This is a genomic window from Actinosynnema sp. NPDC050801, from assembly GCF_040673975.1.
Taxonomy (GTDB): domain Bacteria; phylum Actinomycetota; class Actinomycetes; order Mycobacteriales; family Pseudonocardiaceae; genus Actinosynnema.
The window spans coordinates 281,287-297,304 of record NZ_JBFAQZ010000008.1 but is presented as its reverse complement, the minus strand read 5'-3'; the positions used below and the strand labels follow the sequence as shown (position 1 = coordinate 297,304).

The following is a 16,018-nucleotide window of genomic DNA, read 5'->3' as shown; positions in this document are numbered from 1 at the left end:
CCACCGCCCGCCGTCCACCCGTCGCGAACATCGCACACGCACGGCGATCACGTGCCGCCCGAACGCGTGAATCCGGACCCCGGTGTCACTCGAACGGCCCCGCCAGGGCACCCTGGGGAGGTGACCGAGCCGCGTTGCGCCGCGATCTCCGCGGACCTCGACGAACCGCAGGCGGGCACCGCCGCCACCGCCGCCGCCTGGCTCTGCCTCGAACAACCCGGACCCTGGGGCCGCGACGCCCTCACCCAGAGCCGGCTCGACCCCGCCCTCGGCGCCGAACTCGCCCGCCGCGCCGCCGACACCGGCGTCCGCGTCCTGCTCATCCGCCGCCCCGGCCGCCACGCCGACACCCACCACGACGCACCCCGCCGCGTCTACCTCGCCGCCACCACCCCCGGCCGGCCCCGCCTGGAGCAGGCCGACCTCGCCACGCCCGCGGACCTGCTCGACCTCGACTTCGCCGCCCTCGCCGCCGGACGCCCCACCGGCCTGGGCACCCCTGTCGCCGACCCGCTGCTGCTCGTGTGCGCCAACAGCCGCCGCGACGTGTGCTGCGCCCTGCTCGGCCGTCCCCTCGCCGAGGACCTCGCCGCGACCCGGCCCGACGCCGTCTGGGAGTGCACCCACACCGGCGGCCACCGCTTCGCCCCCACCGGCGTGCTGCTGCCCACCGGCTACACCTACGGCCGCCTCGACACCGACCTCGCCGCCCGCCTGCTCGACCACGCCGGCCGCGGCCACGTCCTCACCGACCGCTGCCGCGGCCGCAGCACCCACACCCCGCACGGCCAGGTCGCCGAACTCGCCGTCCGCGACCTCACCGGCGAACACCGCGACGTGCTCACCGTGCGCGGCGACACCGTCCACCACACCGACGGCCGCGCCTGGCGCGTCACCGTCGACACCCTCGACCTACCGGCCACCCGCCCCGCCAGCTGCGGCGCGGTCCCCACCCCCGCCACCGGGCTCGTCGCCACCGCCGTGCGCCCGCTCGTCCCCGTCGGCTGACCGCGCACCCGGCACCGCCGCGTGGAACAACCCCAACCCCACCGCGTCCGGGTCGTCCAACCCCACCGTCCGCAACGCCGCCTCCGGCAACGCCAACAACGACACCGCCACACCCAGGAAATAGGCGTCCAACAACCCCGCGTCCCGCACCGTGCCCGCCAACCCCGCCGCCGCGTGCAACCCCGCGCCCGCCCGCGCGTTGGACACCGCCATCCGCCCCAACGCCTCACGCACCCCCGGCCGCCGCACCGCCTCCAGGTACAGCTCCACCATCGCCAACAACTGCGTCGGGTCCTGCACCACCGCACGCCGCAGCAACGCCGGGTACAGCCGCGCCACCTCCGCCGCCGTGATCCCCTCCGGCGTCGTCTCCCGCAACCGCCGCACCGCCGCCGCGTGCAACGCCGTCATCCGCGCCGCCGCACCGCCCAACAACGCGTCCCGCGACGGGAAGTAGTTCTTCGTCGTGCCCTGCGGCACCCCCGCCGCCCGGTCCACCGCCCGGTGCGTCAGACCACGACCACCCTCCGCCGCCAACACCGCGATCGCGCAATCGCACAACAGGTCCCGACGGCTCGTCACGGGGACAGGACACTAGCCGACCGCGGCCGGCCCGCCGTCGCCACCACCCGCCCCGCCTCCACCACCAGCCACACCCCGCACACGCACCGCACGTAGTCCACCGCACCGTGCGACGAGACCGGATACGCGCGCTCGGCGCTGGGCCACCCGCACCACGGGCATCTGGTGTTCACCCCACCAGCGTGGTGTCATGGTTCAGTGCATTTCAACCCTTACGGCGGGGCCGCGGCCGAACTCGCCGCCGCCCTGGTCAACACCGACCCCGACAGCACCGCCGCGGACCTGCTCGACCTGCTGCGCGACCACGGCTACAAACCCCTCGGCGCCCTCGACGACCGGCAGGCCCGCGAACTCACCGCCTGGGCCGCCCGCCTCTCACCCGTCTTCGACCACACCCCCGACCAGGTCGCCCTCGTCAACGACCTGCTCGCCGAGGCCGCCGCCAAGCCCTACATCTCCACCCACGACGACCGGCCACCCCACCTGCACTTCGCTCCCGAACACGCACCCACACCCCACCGCGTCCGCGCCTTCACCGCCGCCGGCCTCGCCCACGCCGTCTGCGAGGACCCCCGCCGCCTCGGCCGCTGCGCCCGACCCGGCTGCCACACCGTCTACGTCGACACCTCCCGCAACGCCCGCCGCCGCTTCTGCAGCACCCGCTGCGCCAACCGCGTCCACGTCGCCGACCACCGCACCCGCACCACCTGACCCGCACCCACCCGACCCACCACACCCCAACCACCGAACCCCGACCACCCGGCCCGGGCGGGCGGCGGCGCGCGCCGCCTCGGTGCAGGGGCCTGGTGCGGGGGATCTGGTGCGGGGGCCTCAGTGCAGGACGCGGCGACCGAAGCGGGCGTTGCCGAACTCCGCCGCCTCGCCGATCAACGCCGACCCCACGTCCGTGCGACCGCGGAACCACGCGTGCCGGAACCACGCGTCCTGGTGGAACACCACCTCGCCGAACAACGCCCGACCACCGAACCGCACGTGCCGGAAGTCCGCCCGACCCGACACCTCGGCCCGCCGCAGGTCGGCCCGACCCGACACCTTCGCCCGCGCGAACACCAACTGGTCGGCCACCTGCGCCGACCGCAACGACACGTTGCCCGCGAACACCGCCAACCCGAACGACACCGACCGCGCGAACAACGCGTCGCTGAACACCGCGTGCCGCAGGAACCGCGCGCCCGCGAAGTTCGCGTCCCCCGTCACCGTCATCGCCTCGAACCGCGCGTCGCCCAGGAACACCGCACCCACCAGGTCCACCCGGTTCACCCGGCACCCCGACAGGTCCACGTCCACCAGGATCGCCCCCGGCGCCACCACGTCCATCCCCGGCCAGAAGTCCTCACCCGGCCGCAGGTGCGACACCAGCTCCCGCTGCACCGCCAGCCGCCACGGCGCGTCCAACCCCCGGCTCACCCCGCCCCGCAACGCCGCCAGCCACGCCGTCACCACCGCCTGCCGCCGCTTCGGCACCCGCCTGCCGATCTCGGCCAACAGCAGCAACCCCTCCACCTCGCCCGCCCGGAACAACCGGTTGGCCTCCCGCCACACCGACACCGGGGCCGGGGCCGCCACCGCGTCCGGCCCCACCCGCCGCCGCGCGTGCTCGTCCAACAACGTCTCCGCACGCGACGCGCGCGCATGGCGCACACCGATCCAGACGACGACCACGGCCACCGCCAACGCCACCAGCCACGACGACATACCCCCGATCATGCCCGTCCTCGTACGTCCGCGGACGTACTTCCCGTCACCGCTTCCCGACCGACGCCGCGAGACCCGCCCGCGCGGAGCATCGAGGACATGCGACCCACACCCGACCCGCACACCCACCGGCCCCCGACCGGCCCATCCCTGCCCGACCGGGCCCCGCACCACCCGCCCGGCACCGACCCGACCCCGACCGACCCTCCGCCCCACGAGCCGCCCCCGCCGCTTCGGGCCTCCGACACCGACCGCGACCACACCGCCGCCCGCCTGCGCGACGCCGTGGGCGAGGGCAGGCTCACCCTCGCCGAAGCCGACCACCGCATCGCCGCCGCCTACACCGCCGTGCACCGCCACGACCTCGCCGCCCTCACCGCCGACCTGCCCGCCCCACCGCCGCCGCCGCCCACCACGACACCCGCCCGCCGCCGGCCACCCCTGCTGCCCGTCGCGCTGCTGCTGATCACCGTCGCCTGGATCGCCTCACCCCTGCCGTTCCCGTGGCCGCTGCTGCTGATCGCCCTGCTCGTGCACCGCGGCGTGCGCCACCACGCGCACCGCCGCGCCCACCCCGGCCGGCCGCGACCCCGCGACGCGATCACCCCGACACCCCGCGGCTGATCCACTCCGACCCCGCTCCTGCCCTACAGTCCGGACATGGACCTGACCGACGCGTGCTTCGCGGGCGCCGCCCGACAGGCCGAGCTGTTGCGATCCGGCACGCTCACCTCACGCGACCTCGTCGCCGAATGCCTGCGCCGCATCGACCGCCACGACCGCGTGCTCAACGCCTTCCGGCTCGTGTTCACCGACCGAGCCCTCGCCGACGCCGACCACGCCGACGCCCGCCGCGCCCGCGGCGAGGACGCGCCCCTGCTCGGCGTGCCCGTCGCGGTCAAGGAAGACCTCGCCATCGCCGGCCTGCCCACCACCAAGGGCACCGCCGCCGTCGACACCACCGCGCCCGCCGACGCCGAGATCGTCCGCCGCCTGCGCGACGCCGGAGCCGTCATCGTCGGCCGCACCCGCATGCCCGAACTCGGCCTGTGGCCCCACACCGAGTCCACCTGGGCCGGCGCCACCCGCAACCCCTGGTCACCCGACCACTCACCCGGCGGATCCAGCGGCGGATCGGCCGCCGCCGTCGCCGCCGGCCTCGTCGGCGCCGCCATCGGCACCGACGGCGGCGGCTCCGTGCGCATCCCCGCCGCCTGCACCGGCCTGTTCGGCCTCAAGCCCCACCGCGACCACATCCCCCTCACCCCCGACCGCGACGTCTGGGGCGGCCTGGTCGCCGCCGGACCCATCACCCGCCACGTCGCCGACGCCGCCCTGCTGCTCGACGTCCTCGCACCCGGCACCGACCACACCGCGGCCGTCACCGACACCCGCACCCTGCGCATCGCGGTGTCCCTGCGCACCTGGGGACCCGGCATCCCGGTCGACCCCGAGGTCCGCGACGCCGTCCTGGACACCGCCGGCCTGCTCGCCGACCTCGGCCACGACGTCACCCGCGTCGACCCCGACCTGCACGACCTCACCGGACCCGCCGCGTTCGCCGCCCGCTACCTGCACAGCGCCGCCACCACCGAACGCGCGCTGGACCGCCCCGACCGGCTCGACGCCCGCACCCGCGCCGTCGCCGCCCTCGGCCGGTCCCTGCCCGCGCCCGCCGTGCGCGCCGCCCTCGCCCGCACCGCGAAGCTCACCGACCGCGTCGACCGCCTCTTCCACGACCACGACCTGCTGCTCACCCCCGTGCTCAGCAGACCACCCCTGCGCGTGGGCGAGTGGAACCGCCGACCCACCCTCGCCGCCCTGCTCGCCGCCGCCCGCATGACCACGTTCCTGCCCCTGTGGAACGTCACCGGCTACCCCGCCGCCTCCGTCCCCGCCGGGCACACCCGCACCGGCCTGCCCCTGGCCGTGCAACTCGTCGCCCCCGCCCACGACGAACGCACCATCCTCACCGCCGCCGGCCAACTCCAACGCGCCCGCCCCTGGACCGACCGCCGCCCACCCGCCTACACCTGACCACCGCGCGTCCGGGCCGGGCCACCGGACCCGACCCGGACGACACGGGACGCCCGCGCCGCGACGGCGTGCGCCCACCACGCGACCGCTACCGGCCCCCGGACTTCTTCTTCGCCAACGCACAGGCCTCCGTGCGGTGGGTCGAGTCGGTGATCCCGTTGTCGGCGAGGAACTTGTCACAGGTGTCCGCGCTCAGCGCGCCGACCTGACACCCCGCGCCGGCGCCGTCGTTGAGGGCGTACTTCCTGCCCGCGAGGTGATCCATGCGCTCGGCGTAGGTCGCCTGCGCCGGCGAGGCCGTCAGCAGCGACAACGCGACCGCGGCGCAGGCGCTCGCGGCCAGGGCCGCCACGCGGACCATGTTCGTCATCGGTCGTTCCCCTTCCCGGAGTCGTTCGTGGACCGCACCCGCCCCCCCGGACACCGGACGCGTCGGAACGAGCGGGCCGCGGTCGTCCGGGAATGCCCGCACCGCGCCACGGGATGCCGGACCACGAACCCGCACCCCCGTCCGGGCACGCGTCCCACGCGACGGGGAACCGGGACACCGGCGGGCGTGGCACCGCGTGCACTGCCACCCCGCACCACCGTCGCCCCGACGGGTCACCACCCACCCCGCACCCCCTCGGGGCGCGCCCGTCACCGCTCCCGACGCGCCAGTTCCGCCCGCCACCGCCGCAACCACTCCGGTACCGCGCCACCCGACACCGCGGCCAACTCCGCCTCCACCACCTGCCGCAACACGTCGTCACCGCGATCACCCAAGGCCGCCAGCACCTCCTCGCGCACCGCGGGCCAGTCACCCGACGACGCCGCCACCGCCCGCAACCGCGCGTAGTTCCCCCACCCCGGCTGCGCCAGCAACGCCCGCCGCCGCAACCCCACCGCCCGCGCCACCCACCCCGCGCGCAGGCACTCGTCCACCCCCAGGTCCACCAACCGGGCCGCCGCGCCACGCCACCCCGTCGCCGCCAGACCGCGCTCCACCCACCCCAGCGCCTCCTCCGACCGGCCCGCGTCCCGCAACACCGTCGCCACCTGCAGGTAGTGCCACCCCGACGACAGGTCCTTCGACAACACCGACACCTGCAGCTCCACGTCACCGGTGTGCTCGGCCAACTCCTCCATCACCCGCAGCAACGCCCACCGCTCCCGGTCGTAACGCCCCGTCGCGCCGAACCCGATCACCGGCAACCGCTCGAACCGCGCCACCGCCTCCGCCCGGTAGAACGCCAACCCCTCCGCGCCCAACGACGACGCGTAGGCCGCCAACCGCACCTCCGGCGGCTCGGCGAACCCCGTCTGCAACCACAACAACCACGCCGCCAGCTCCCGACCACCGGGCGGCTCGGCCGCGCACGCCACCGCGTGCAGGTCCAGCACCCGGTCCACCAGGGTCGTCAACGCCGCCCGGTGCCCACCCCGCACCGCCGCCACCAACACCTCGGCCAGCTCCTGCGCCGACACCCGCCCGCCCGGACCACCCCGCACCAGCTCCGACAGCTCCGCCACCACCGACGCCAACTCGTCCCACCGCGCCGGCCACGGGACGTCGACACGGGCCAGCACGGTCGCCGCACGACCGGCCAAAACGTCCACCGCGACATCCAACCGCACCCCGGCCCGCCCGACGAGACCCCAACCGGACGCCCGTCACGTGATCACCCGCCCCCGACCACGCGAAAGGGGGTGCCGGCGACCACGCCGACACCCCCCACCACTGCGTCGAAGATCACTCGACCCCGGCGGCCACCCCGCGCGCGGGACCACCCACGCCCGGAGGTCGCCCGCGGGTCACTCGTGCAGCGACCGCGGCGGCTCCGCCTGCCCGCCCGCCACCTCGCGCGCCGACGAGGCCTGGCCCAACGCGCCGCGATCGGCCGCACCCCGCTCCACCGCGGTGTGCTCCAACGGACCGGGCACCTCCTTGCGCGCCACCGCCTCCGCCGCCCGCACCGCCTCGGCCACCGCCGGATCCGGCGCCGTGTCGAACCAGTCCGCCACCGACGGGTCGTCCTGCTCCGGCGCCGAGGTCACCGGCTCCTCGTAGGCGGGCGGCTCGTAGCGGAACACCCCGTCCTCGCCCGGCGCGCCCAGCATCTTCGCGAACCCCTCCAGCGCCTTGCCGTAGTCCGACGGCACCAGCCACACCTTGTTCGCGTCACCCTGCGCCATCTGCGGCAACGTCTGCAGGTACTGGTAGGCCAGCACCTCCGGCGTCGGCCTGCCCGCCTTGATCGCCGCGAACACCTTCTCGATCGCCTTCGCCTGACCCTGCGCCTGCAGGTACCGGGCCGCCCGCTCACCCTGCGCCCGCAGGATCGCCGACTGCCGCTCCGCCTCCGCCGTCAGGATCGCCGCCTGCTTCGCGCCCTCCGCCGACAGGATCTGCGCCTGCTTCTGACCCTCGGCGGACTTGATCGCCGCCTCCCGCTGACCCTCCGCGTTCAGGATCATCGCGCGCTTCTCCCGGTCCGCGCGCATCTGCTTCTCCATCGAGTCCCGGATCGACGGCGGCGGGTCGACCGCCTTCAACTCCACCCGCGCCACCCGGATGCCCCACCGCCCGGTCGCCTCGTCCAGCACACCGCGCAACTGGTTGTTGATCTGGTCACGGGAGGTCAGCGTCTCCTCCAGGCTCATCCCGCCCACCAGGTTGCGCAGCGTCGTGGTCGCCAACTGCTCCACACCCACGATGTAGTTCGAGATCTCGTACACCGCCGCCCGCGGATCGGTCACCTGGAAGTAGACCACCGTGTCGATCGACACGGTCAGGTTGTCCCGGGTGATCACCGGCTGCGGCGGGAACGACACCACCTGCTCGCGCAGGTCGATCCGCGCCCGCACCCGGTCGAGGAACGGCACCAGGATGTTCAACCCCGGCGCCGCGGTCGTGCGGTAACGGCCCAGCCGCTCGATCACCGCGGCCGTGGCCTGCGGGATCACCAGCACCGACTTCACCGTCACGATCAGCACGAACAGCACCAGGACCGCGATGACGATCAGCGTCGTGGTCAACTCTCCCAGCCTCCACTCAGGCCCCGGACAGCACCACAGCGGTCGCGCCCGAGATCTCGACAACAGTCACTTCGGCGCCGGGCTCGATGACCTCGCGGTCCAACGACCGCGCCGACCACACCTCGCCACCGATCCGCACCCTACCGCCGTGTCCGTCCACAGTGGACACGACCACGGCCGTGCTGCCCACCAGGGCCTCCACGCCCGACCGGTGGCCCTGACCCAACGCCATCCGGCGCTTGATCGCCGGCCGCGCGCCCACCACCAGGCCCAACGACACCACGCCGAACACGACGGCGCTGACCACCACGTCCGCGCCCATCGCCGACGCCCCCGCCGCGCCCAACGCCGCCAGCCCCAGCATGACCAGCACGAAGTCGCCCGACAGGATCTCGGCCGCCACCAGGACGACACCGAGGATCAACCAGATCAGCGCGGCCACACACCTATCCTCGCACTTTCCGCGGACCCGGGTGGGGCTTTCAGGCCGCGGGCCCGGTCACGAAGTCGATCAACCGCTCCACCGCGCCGATCAGCGGCGTCTCCAGGTCCCGGAACCCCGACACCCCCGCCAACACCCGCCGCCACCCCTCGTAGGGCTCGCCCCACCCCAGGGCGGCGCACACGCCCTCCTTCCACGGCACCCCGCGCGGCACCACCGGCCACGCCGCGATCCCCACCGACCCGGGCTTCACCGCCTGCCACACGTCCACGTACGGGTGGCCCGTGACCAGCACGTTCGCGTCGCGGACCGCCGAGACCAGCCGCGACTCCTTGCTGCCCGGCACCAGGTGGTCCACCAGCACACCCAGCCGCCGGTCCGGCGCGGTGCCGAACTCCGCGACCCGGTCGGCCAGCACGTCCACCCCGTCCAGCGGCTCGACCACCACCCCCTCCACCCGCAGGTCGTGCCCCCACACCCGCTCCACCAGCTCCGCGTCGTGCAGGCCCTCCACCCAGATGCGGCTGTCACGGGCCGTGCGGGCGCGCAACCCCTCGACCCGCACCGACCCCGACGCCGTCCGCGCCGGCGCCGCCGCCGCGGGCGCCGGCCGCACCAACGTCACCGGCTGCCCGTCCACCAGGAAACCCGCCGGTCGCAGCGGGAACAGCCGGTGCCGGCCCCGCCGGTCCTCCAGCACCACCTGCCCGTGCTCGAACCGCACCACCGCGCCGGTGAACCCCGACGCCGGGTCCTCCGCCACCAGCCCGACCTCGGCCACCACCTCGGGCACCGTCCTGCGCTTGCGGCCCGACAGCACGTCGCGGCCGTAGTCGTGTGATCGCACGGCCGGCGACGTTACCGGCCCGCGGCCACCGACGGGTGGTCAGGGAAGAACCCGGCGAACACGCCGCACCACGCCGCCAACCGGTCGCCGTCCACCACCGCCGACCACTTCTCGATGCCGTCCCGCAGGTCGGGGGAGGCATAGGCCAGGTCGACCGCGTCCACGGCCGGGTCGCCCACGCACGGCCGCGGGTCGATCGCCACCAACCCGCGCGGACCCGCGTCCAGCACGTTGCCCAGGTGCAGGTCGCCGTGCAGCATCGTCGCCCGCACCCGGTCACGGGCCAGCTCCGCCGCCCGCGCGTGCGCCGCGTCGTGATCGCCGGGGTGCCGGGCCCGCAGCAACCCGAACACGAAGTCCACCCGCTCGCTCAACGGCGCGAACCCCTCGCGCGGCGGGATGTGCAGCTCACGCAGCACCTCCGCCAGCCCCGGGCCGTCGACCGCGGGCGTGCCCGGCACCAGCCCCTCCAGCAGCAACGCGCCCCGCGCCGGATCCGACCGCAGCACCCGCACCACCCGCGGCGACGGCTCCCACGCCCGCAGCGCCGCCTCCTCCCGCACCGCGATCGGCGGCTGCGGCGTCACCTTCAGCACCACCGGCTCCCCGGCCCGACGGCACAGCAGCGCGTGCGACGTGCCACCCGACAACGGCCGCACCACCTCCAGCCCCCAGTCCCGGCACAGACCCGCCACCAGCGGGTCCAACCCCGCCAGCCACGACCGCACCCCGGCGCCGAAGCGCCGCACCATGCGCTGCTCCAACGACACCGCTCAGCCGTCCAACCTGAGGATGAACTCCTCCACGTCCTCGCCCCGCCCCTCGGCGAACCCCACGTCCTCGCCCACCGCCACGAACCCGCACTTCGCCAACACCCGCAGCGACCCCAGGTTGTCCACCGCCGCCCGCGCGAACAGCGGACGCACCCGCTCCTGCCGCAGCAACGACTCCAACGCCGCCGTCGCCAACCCCTTGCCCCAGTGCTCCCGGTCGATCCAGAACGTCACCTCGGGCTCACCGAACCGGGTGAACCGGCCCACGTGCCCCACCACCTCGCCGTCGAACACCACCGTCCGCGCCACCACCGAGTCGTCGGCCAGGATCCGCGCCCACCGCACCAGGAACGCCGCCCGGTCCGACGGGTCCGCCGAGGTGAACGCGGCCATCCGCACCGCCTCCGGGTCGCGCTGGTGCTCGAAGAACACCAACACGTCCGCGGCGGTCACCTCGCGCAGTTCGACGCCCACGCGGCAAGTACACCCCATGCGCCCGGACCGCCAGAAGTTCCCCGCCCCGGATCCACCCCGGCGCGGTCCGCGCCGGTCGGAGCACCGCTCAGAACGCGGGCCAGGGGATCGCGGGCCAGTCGTCGGACGGCTCCGGGTACACCCCCGCCGCCAGCAGCTTCTCCACCCGCTCGGTCAACGACCGCACCTCCGCGCGCGTCACGTGCTCGTGCAGCCCGTCGGCCAACCCGCCGTCCAACCCCGACCGCAACCGCCGCAGCGCCTCCACGGCCTCCCCCGGCAACTCCTCGCCCAACCAACCCCACAGCACCGTGCGCAGCTTGTCGTCGGCGTGCAGGCAGATCCCGTGGTCCACCCCGTACACCGCGCCGTCCACCGAGTGCAGCACGTGACCGCCCTTGCGGTCGGCGTTGTTCACCACCACGTCGAACGCCGCCATCAGCCGCACCCGCGGGTGGTCGGCGTGCGCCAGCACCGCCGGCTCCCCGTACCGGTCGTGCGCCCGCAACACCGGACGCCACCCCGGCCGCACCTCGTCCACCGGCACGATGTCCACCAGGTCGTCGTCCTCGCGGGTCTCCACCCACAGCTGCACCATGCCCGTCCCGAACGGACCGGCCCGCAGCACCGTCGGCGGCACCAGGTGCAGCCCCGCCGCCTCCGACACCAGGTACGTCGCCACCTCGCGACCCGCCAGCGTGCCGTCGGGGAAGTCCCACAACGGCCGCTCGCCGCGCACCGGCTTGTACACGCACTTCGCGGTCACGCCGTCCAGGCTGATCCCGCAGAACAACGTCGCGTTCGACGCGTCCACCAACCGGCCCTCGACCTCCATGCGGCCACGCCGCAGCAGGTCGAGCACCCCGTCGTCAGCCGGACCCACCGCCGCGCTCAGCCCTCGTCCGAACGACGGTAGCCGTTCTGCCGCGGGCAGACGTGCCCCTCCGGGTCCAACGGCTCCGCGCACAGCGGACACGGCTTGCGGCCCGCCCGCACCACCCGCTCCGCGCGCTCGGCGAACGCCCGCGCCTCCACCGGGCTCAGGAACACCCGCACCGCGTCGGGCCCCTCCTCGGTGTCGTCGAGGACCACCGCCTCGTCGACCTCCTCCTCGGTGATCGCGAGCAGCTCGACGACCACCGCGCGGGACTCCGCGTCCCAGCCCAGCCCCATCGTGCCGACCTTGAACTCCTCCTCGACCGGCACCTCCAGGGGTTCGGTGTCCCGGAGGTCCTCCGGGGCCGCGTCGGGAACCTCCGCGCCAAACCGCCGGTGCACCTCCTCCAGCAGCGAGCCGATGCGCTCGGCGAGTACGGCGACCTGTTGCTTCTCCAGCGCCACGCTGACCAGCCGGGCCTCCTCGGAGGCCTGCAGGTAGAACGTGCGCTCGCCAGGCTGCCCGACTGTGCCGGCGACGAACCGGTCGGGCTGGCGGAATACGTGGATGACGCGTGCCATGACAACGACGACCCTAGGCCACGCGAGCAAGATCGGCAGCCCTGCCCCCGGCTTTTCCCCGACCGGCGAACACGGCCCACCGCCGGTCGGCCCCGACGGGCCCGCGACGGGCACCGATAAGGTCGGCGCGTGGTGACGATCGCACCGTACGGAACGTGGACATCGCCCATCGGCGCGGCCGACGCCGCCGCGGCCGGCGGGGGCCTGCACTGGGTCGACCTGCACGACGGTCGCCCCTGGTGGGCCGAGGGCCGCCCCGCCGAGGGCGGCCGGGTCGCGCTGGTGCGCGACGGGCAGGACCTGCTGCCGCCGCCGTGGAACGTGCGCAACCGCGTCCACGAGTACGGCGGCCGGCCCTGGGTCGTGCTGGACACCCCCGAGGGGACGCGCGTGGCGTTCACCAACTGGGACGACCAGCGCGTCTACGTGTTCGACCCCGACGACCCGCGGCCCGTCCCGCTCAGCCCCGAGCCCGCCCGCCACCACGGCCACCGCTACGCCGACCTCACCGCCGGACCCGACCACGCCGAGGTGTGGTGCGTGCGCGAGACCGTGACCGGCGACGCCCGCACCGACGTGCGCCGCGACCTGGTCGCGCTGCCGCTGGACGGCTCTCCGCCCCGCGTGCTCGCCGCCAGCCACCACTTCATGACCGGACCCCGGCTCTCGCCCGACGGCCGCCACTACGCCTGGATCGGCTGGGACCACCCCCGCATGCCGTGGGACGGCACCGAGCTGTGCGTGGCCGAGGTCGGCTCCGCGCAGTACCGGGTGCTCGCCGGCGGCGGGACCGAGGCCGTGTGCCAGGTCGAGTGGGAGGCGCCCGCCGCCGACCCGACACCCTCCCTGCTCGCCCTGACCGACCCCGACGGCTGGTGGAACCTGTTCCGCATCGGCCTGGACGGCACCCGCCACAACCTCGCCCCGTGCGCCGAGGAGCTGGGCGGGCCGATGTGGCGGCTGGGCAACCGGTGGTTCGCCACCATCGGCCCCGGCCGCCACGCCGTGCTGCGCTCCGGCGCGCTGGCCGTGCTCGACGAGCGCAGCGGCACCGTCACCGACGTCGAGGTGGACCTGCCCTTCTGGCACGCCCACCTCGCCGTGCACGACGGCGTCGTGGTCAGCGGCGCCGCCGGACCGCTGACCGAGTCCGCCGTGGTGTCGCTGGACCTGTCCACCGGCGTGCTCACCGAACACACCCCCGGCGGGTCGGCGTTGCCGACGCCGTACCTGCCGGTGCCCGAGCACCGCGTGTTCACCGGCCCGGGCGGCGACGTGCCCGCCTACGTCTACCCGCCGCGCAACCCCGACTTCGCCGGACCCGACGACGAGAAACCGCCCTACGTCGTGCACGTCCACGGCGGGCCCACCGGCCGCTCCGCACCCGTGCTCGACGCGGAGCTGGCCTACCTGACCAGCCGCGGCATCGGCGTGGTCGCCGTCGACTACGGCGGCTCCACCGGGTACGGCCGGGCGTTCCGCGAACGGCTGCGCGAGCAGTGGGGCGTCGTCGACGTCGAGGACTGCGCCGCCGTCGCGCAGGCCCTCGCCGACGAGGGCACCGCCGACGGCGCCCGGCTCGCCATCCGCGGCGGCAGCGCGGGCGGCTGGACCTCCGCGGCGTCGCTGACCTCGGTGAAGACCTACCGATGCGGCATGGTCGCGTTCCCCATCCTCGACCTGGCCGGCTGGACCGGCGAGGGCGGCGAGACCCACGACTTCGAGTCCCGCTACGTCGAGGGCCTGGTCGGGCCGTGGCCCGCGACGGCCGACCGGTACGCCGAGCGGTCGCCGTCGCACCGGGTCGACCGGCTGGCCGGGCCCGTGCTGCTGCTGCAGGGCCTGGAGGACGAGATCTGCCCGCCCGACCAGGCCGACCGGTTCGCGAGCGCGCTGGACGGCACCGGCATCCCGCACGCCTACCTGACGTTCGAAGGCGAACAGCACGGGTTCCGCAAGGCCGAGACGATCGTCGCCGCGCTGGAGGCCGAGCTGTCGTTCTACGGGCAGGTCCTCGGCTTCACCCCCGACGGGATCCCGGTCCTGGAGCTGCGCCGGTGACACCCGACGCCCCCGCCCGGCCGCCGCTGCTGCGGCCGGGCGACCGGGTCGCCGTGGTCAGCCCCGCCGGACCGGTCCCGGCCGAACTCCTCGACGCCGGCACGACGTGGCTGCGCCAGTGGGGCCTGGACGTGCTGCTCGCGCCCCACGTCCTGGACACCCACCCCACCCTGGACTACCTCGCCGGCCACGACGCCGACCGCGCCCGCTCGTTCCAACAGGCCTGGCTCGACCCGTCGGTGGCCGGGGTGCTGTGCGCCCGCGGCGGGTACGGCAGCCTGCGGATGGTGGACCTGGTCGACTGGACCGCCGTCGCCGCGCACCGCAAGGTCTTCGTCGGCTCCAGCGACACCACCGTCCTGCACGAGCGGTTCGGGCGGCACGGCGCACCCACCTGGTTCGGCCCCATGGTCGGCACCAGGGCGTTCGTCGAGGACACTGCCGCCCGCGAACGACTCCGCGCCGCCCTGTTCACCGGCGTGTCCTCCTACGACGGCGTCGGCCTCGTGCCGGGGACCGCCCGCGGTGTCGCCGCCGGCGGCACCCTCAGCCTGTTCGAGGCGCCACCGCCCGACGGCGCGATCGTGCTGCTGGAGGACGTCAACGAAGAGCCCTACCGCCTCGACCGGATCCTCACCGGGCTGCTGCGGTCCGGGTGGTTCGACCGGGTCGCCGGGCTCGTCCTCGGCTCCTGGACCGGGTGCGGCGACCCGTCGGCGGTGCTCGCCGACCGGCTGGGCGGGCTCGGCGTGCCGATCGTCGCCGACGCCGGCTTCGGGCACTGCGACGGCCAGCGCACCGTACCGCTGGGTGTGCAAGTCGAGGTCGACGGCTCCACCGGTGTGGTAATCGTAGGGGCGTGAAGATCAAGGTCGCCGACGGCGAGTTCGACGCACCCGTGTGGGAACCGGCCTCCGGGCAGGGCCCCGGCATCGTGCTGGTCCACGAAATCTTCGGCCTGGACTCCTACCTGAAGTCCGTCGCCGCCGACCTCGCCGCCCTCGGCTACGTCGTCGCCGTCCCCGAACTGTTCTGGCGCGTCGCGCCCGGCTGGTCCGGCGCCCACGACGAGGCCGGCCTCGCCTCCGCCATGGAGGTCTCCGGCCGCTTCGACTTCGCGGGCGGCGTGGCCGACGTCATCGCCACCCTCGACCAGCTGCGGGCCCGCACCGGGCGCGCCGGCGTCTTCGGCTTCTGCCTCGGCGGGTCCATCGCCTACGAGACCGCGGTGGCCGCCGACCCCGACGTCACCGTGTCGTTCTACGGCTCCGGCGTGCCCGACCGGATCGGCGCGATCGACGCCATCACCTGCCCCACCCAGTTCCACTTCGGCGGCCAGGACCCGTTCATCCCGCGCGACGCCGTGCAACGCGTGGTGGACGCGGTCGGCGGGGTGCCGAACGCGGAGATCCACGTCCAGGAGGACGCGGGCCACGCCTTCCACAACCACGCCGCCCCGAGGTTCCACAACCCGACCGCCGCAGCCACCGCCTGGGACCTCACCACCGGCTTCCTCGCCCGCACCTTCCCCGCCTGACCACCCGACCCGGCACCGCCTGAACGCCCGACCCGGCACCGCGTGCGGCCTGCCGACGGTCGGCC

General features: G+C 75.0%; 18 protein-coding genes. 7 read left to right on the top strand and 11 right to left on the bottom strand.

The genetic code is table 11. The annotated features are described in order from the left end of the window. Positions 1 to 120 precede the first annotated feature (120 nt). Complete coding sequence (locus AB0K14_RS20630; protein ID WP_360451630.1) at positions 121 to 1,008, top strand: sucrase ferredoxin; 888 nt, start codon at positions 121 to 123, stop codon at positions 1,006 to 1,008. Here the strand turns inward: AB0K14_RS20630 and AB0K14_RS20625 are convergent. Next, positions 913 to 1,590: a TetR/AcrR family transcriptional regulator gene (locus AB0K14_RS20625; RefSeq protein WP_360451628.1), complete on the bottom strand. Its 678-nt coding sequence runs from the start codon at positions 1,588 to 1,590 to the stop codon at positions 913 to 915. The two genes, AB0K14_RS20630 and AB0K14_RS20625, sit on opposite strands and share 96 nt — an antisense overlap. 198 nt (positions 1,591 to 1,788) lie before the next feature. Here AB0K14_RS20625 and AB0K14_RS20620 point away from each other — a divergent pair, with 198 nt between their 5' ends. Next, positions 1,789 to 2,301: a CGNR zinc finger domain-containing protein gene (locus AB0K14_RS20620; RefSeq protein WP_360451626.1), complete on the top strand. Its 513-nt coding sequence runs from the start codon at positions 1,789 to 1,791 to the stop codon at positions 2,299 to 2,301. A 120-nt stretch (positions 2,302 to 2,421) separates the two neighbouring features. Here AB0K14_RS20620 and AB0K14_RS20615 read toward each other — a convergent pair whose 3' ends face one another. Beyond that, a complete protein-coding gene (locus AB0K14_RS20615; protein ID WP_360451624.1) occupies positions 2,422 to 3,318 on the bottom strand; it encodes a pentapeptide repeat-containing protein in 897 nt (298 codons plus the stop codon). A gap of 87 nt (positions 3,319 to 3,405) precedes the next feature. On the opposite strand from AB0K14_RS20615, the gene AB0K14_RS20610 reads away from it, so the two are divergent. Together AB0K14_RS20610 and AB0K14_RS20605 are read left to right on the top strand one after the other, a co-directional pair. Further along, positions 3,406 to 3,930: a DUF1707 domain-containing protein gene (locus AB0K14_RS20610; RefSeq protein WP_360451622.1), complete on the top strand. Its 525-nt coding sequence runs from the start codon at positions 3,406 to 3,408 to the stop codon at positions 3,928 to 3,930. 36 nt (positions 3,931 to 3,966) lie between these two features. Continuing rightward, on the top strand, positions 3,967 to 5,343 hold the full coding sequence (locus AB0K14_RS20605) for an amidase family protein (RefSeq protein ID WP_360451620.1): 1,377 nt from the start codon (positions 3,967 to 3,969) through the stop codon (positions 5,341 to 5,343). 88 nt (positions 5,344 to 5,431) lie between these two features. On the opposite strand, the gene AB0K14_RS20600 is transcribed toward AB0K14_RS20605, so the two are convergent. The 9 genes from AB0K14_RS20600 to AB0K14_RS20560 form a co-directional block, all read right to left on the bottom strand. After that, complete coding sequence (locus AB0K14_RS20600) at positions 5,432 to 5,713, bottom strand: hypothetical protein (protein WP_360451618.1); 282 nt, start codon at positions 5,711 to 5,713, stop codon at positions 5,432 to 5,434. 269 nt (positions 5,714 to 5,982) lie between these two features. Continuing rightward, positions 5,983 to 6,942, bottom strand: a complete 960-nt coding sequence (locus AB0K14_RS20595; protein WP_360451616.1) for a hypothetical protein — start codon at positions 6,940 to 6,942, stop codon at positions 5,983 to 5,985. A 195-nt stretch (positions 6,943 to 7,137) separates the two neighbouring features. Continuing rightward, on the bottom strand, positions 7,138 to 8,361 hold the full coding sequence (locus tag AB0K14_RS20590; protein WP_360451614.1) for an SPFH domain-containing protein: 1,224 nt from the start codon (positions 8,359 to 8,361) through the stop codon (positions 7,138 to 7,140). Positions 8,362 to 8,377: 16 nt separating this feature from the next. Next, on the bottom strand, positions 8,378 to 8,803 hold the full coding sequence (locus tag AB0K14_RS20585) for an NfeD family protein (RefSeq protein WP_360451612.1): 426 nt from the start codon (positions 8,801 to 8,803) through the stop codon (positions 8,378 to 8,380). 40 nt (positions 8,804 to 8,843) lie between these two features. Continuing rightward, positions 8,844 to 9,650, bottom strand: coding sequence for a DUF3097 domain-containing protein (locus AB0K14_RS20580; RefSeq protein WP_360451610.1), 807 nt, complete (start codon positions 9,648 to 9,650; stop codon positions 8,844 to 8,846). An 11-nt stretch (positions 9,651 to 9,661) separates the two neighbouring features. Continuing rightward, on the bottom strand, positions 9,662 to 10,402 hold the full coding sequence (locus tag AB0K14_RS20575; RefSeq protein ID WP_360451608.1) for an aminoglycoside phosphotransferase family protein: 741 nt from the start codon (positions 10,400 to 10,402) through the stop codon (positions 9,662 to 9,664). 21 nt (positions 10,403 to 10,423) lie between these two features. After that, positions 10,424 to 10,897, bottom strand: coding sequence for a GNAT family N-acetyltransferase (locus AB0K14_RS20570; protein WP_360451606.1), 474 nt, complete (start codon positions 10,895 to 10,897; stop codon positions 10,424 to 10,426). Positions 10,898 to 10,985: 88 nt separating this feature from the next. Continuing rightward, positions 10,986 to 11,780 carry an SCO1664 family protein gene (locus AB0K14_RS20565; RefSeq protein ID WP_360451604.1) on the bottom strand — a complete coding sequence of 265 codons (795 nt, stop codon included), beginning with the start codon at positions 11,778 to 11,780 and terminating at the stop codon, positions 10,986 to 10,988. Positions 11,781 to 11,788: 8 nt separating this feature from the next. Continuing rightward, the gene (locus AB0K14_RS20560) at positions 11,789 to 12,355 is read right to left on the bottom strand and encodes a DUF3090 domain-containing protein (protein ID WP_360451602.1); all 567 of its coding nucleotides are present in this window, start codon (positions 12,353 to 12,355) and stop codon (positions 11,789 to 11,791) included. A gap of 129 nt (positions 12,356 to 12,484) precedes the next feature. Between AB0K14_RS20560 and AB0K14_RS20555 the strand changes: the two genes are divergently transcribed. From AB0K14_RS20555 to AB0K14_RS20545, 3 genes are read left to right on the top strand one after another with little or no spacing between them, the layout of a single operon-like run. Further along, positions 12,485 to 14,416 carry a prolyl oligopeptidase family serine peptidase gene (locus AB0K14_RS20555; protein ID WP_360451600.1) on the top strand — a complete coding sequence of 644 codons (1,932 nt, stop codon included), beginning with the start codon at positions 12,485 to 12,487 and terminating at the stop codon, positions 14,414 to 14,416. Next, on the top strand, positions 14,413 to 15,279 hold the full coding sequence (locus tag AB0K14_RS20550; RefSeq protein ID WP_360451598.1) for an LD-carboxypeptidase: 867 nt from the start codon (positions 14,413 to 14,415) through the stop codon (positions 15,277 to 15,279). The genes AB0K14_RS20555 and AB0K14_RS20550 overlap by 4 nt, the downstream gene beginning before the upstream one ends. Then, the gene (locus AB0K14_RS20545) at positions 15,276 to 15,953 is read left to right on the top strand and encodes a dienelactone hydrolase family protein (RefSeq protein ID WP_360451596.1); all 678 of its coding nucleotides are present in this window, start codon (positions 15,276 to 15,278) and stop codon (positions 15,951 to 15,953) included. Before AB0K14_RS20550 ends, AB0K14_RS20545 begins: the two co-directional genes overlap by 4 nt. The last annotated feature ends 65 nt before the right edge of the window (positions 15,954 to 16,018 follow it).

Excerpts from the sequence above, each read along its gene's own strand:
- AB0K14_RS20575 (WP_360451608.1), bottom strand. The coding sequence starts at position 10,402 with ATGGTGCGGCGCTTCGGCGCCGGGGTGCGGTCGTGGCTGGCGGGGTTG.
- AB0K14_RS20610 (WP_360451622.1), top strand. The coding sequence starts at position 3,406 with ATGCGACCCACACCCGACCCGCACACCCACCGGCCCCCGACCGGCCCA.
- AB0K14_RS20600 (WP_360451618.1), bottom strand. The coding sequence starts at position 5,713 with ATGACGAACATGGTCCGCGTGGCGGCCCTGGCCGCGAGCGCCTGCGCC.
- AB0K14_RS20605 (WP_360451620.1), top strand. The coding sequence starts at position 3,967 with ATGGACCTGACCGACGCGTGCTTCGCGGGCGCCGCCCGACAGGCCGAG.
- AB0K14_RS20560 (WP_360451602.1), bottom strand. The coding sequence starts at position 12,355 with ATGGCACGCGTCATCCACGTATTCCGCCAGCCCGACCGGTTCGTCGCC.
- AB0K14_RS20615 (WP_360451624.1), bottom strand. The coding sequence starts at position 3,318 with ATGATCGGGGGTATGTCGTCGTGGCTGGTGGCGTTGGCGGTGGCCGTG.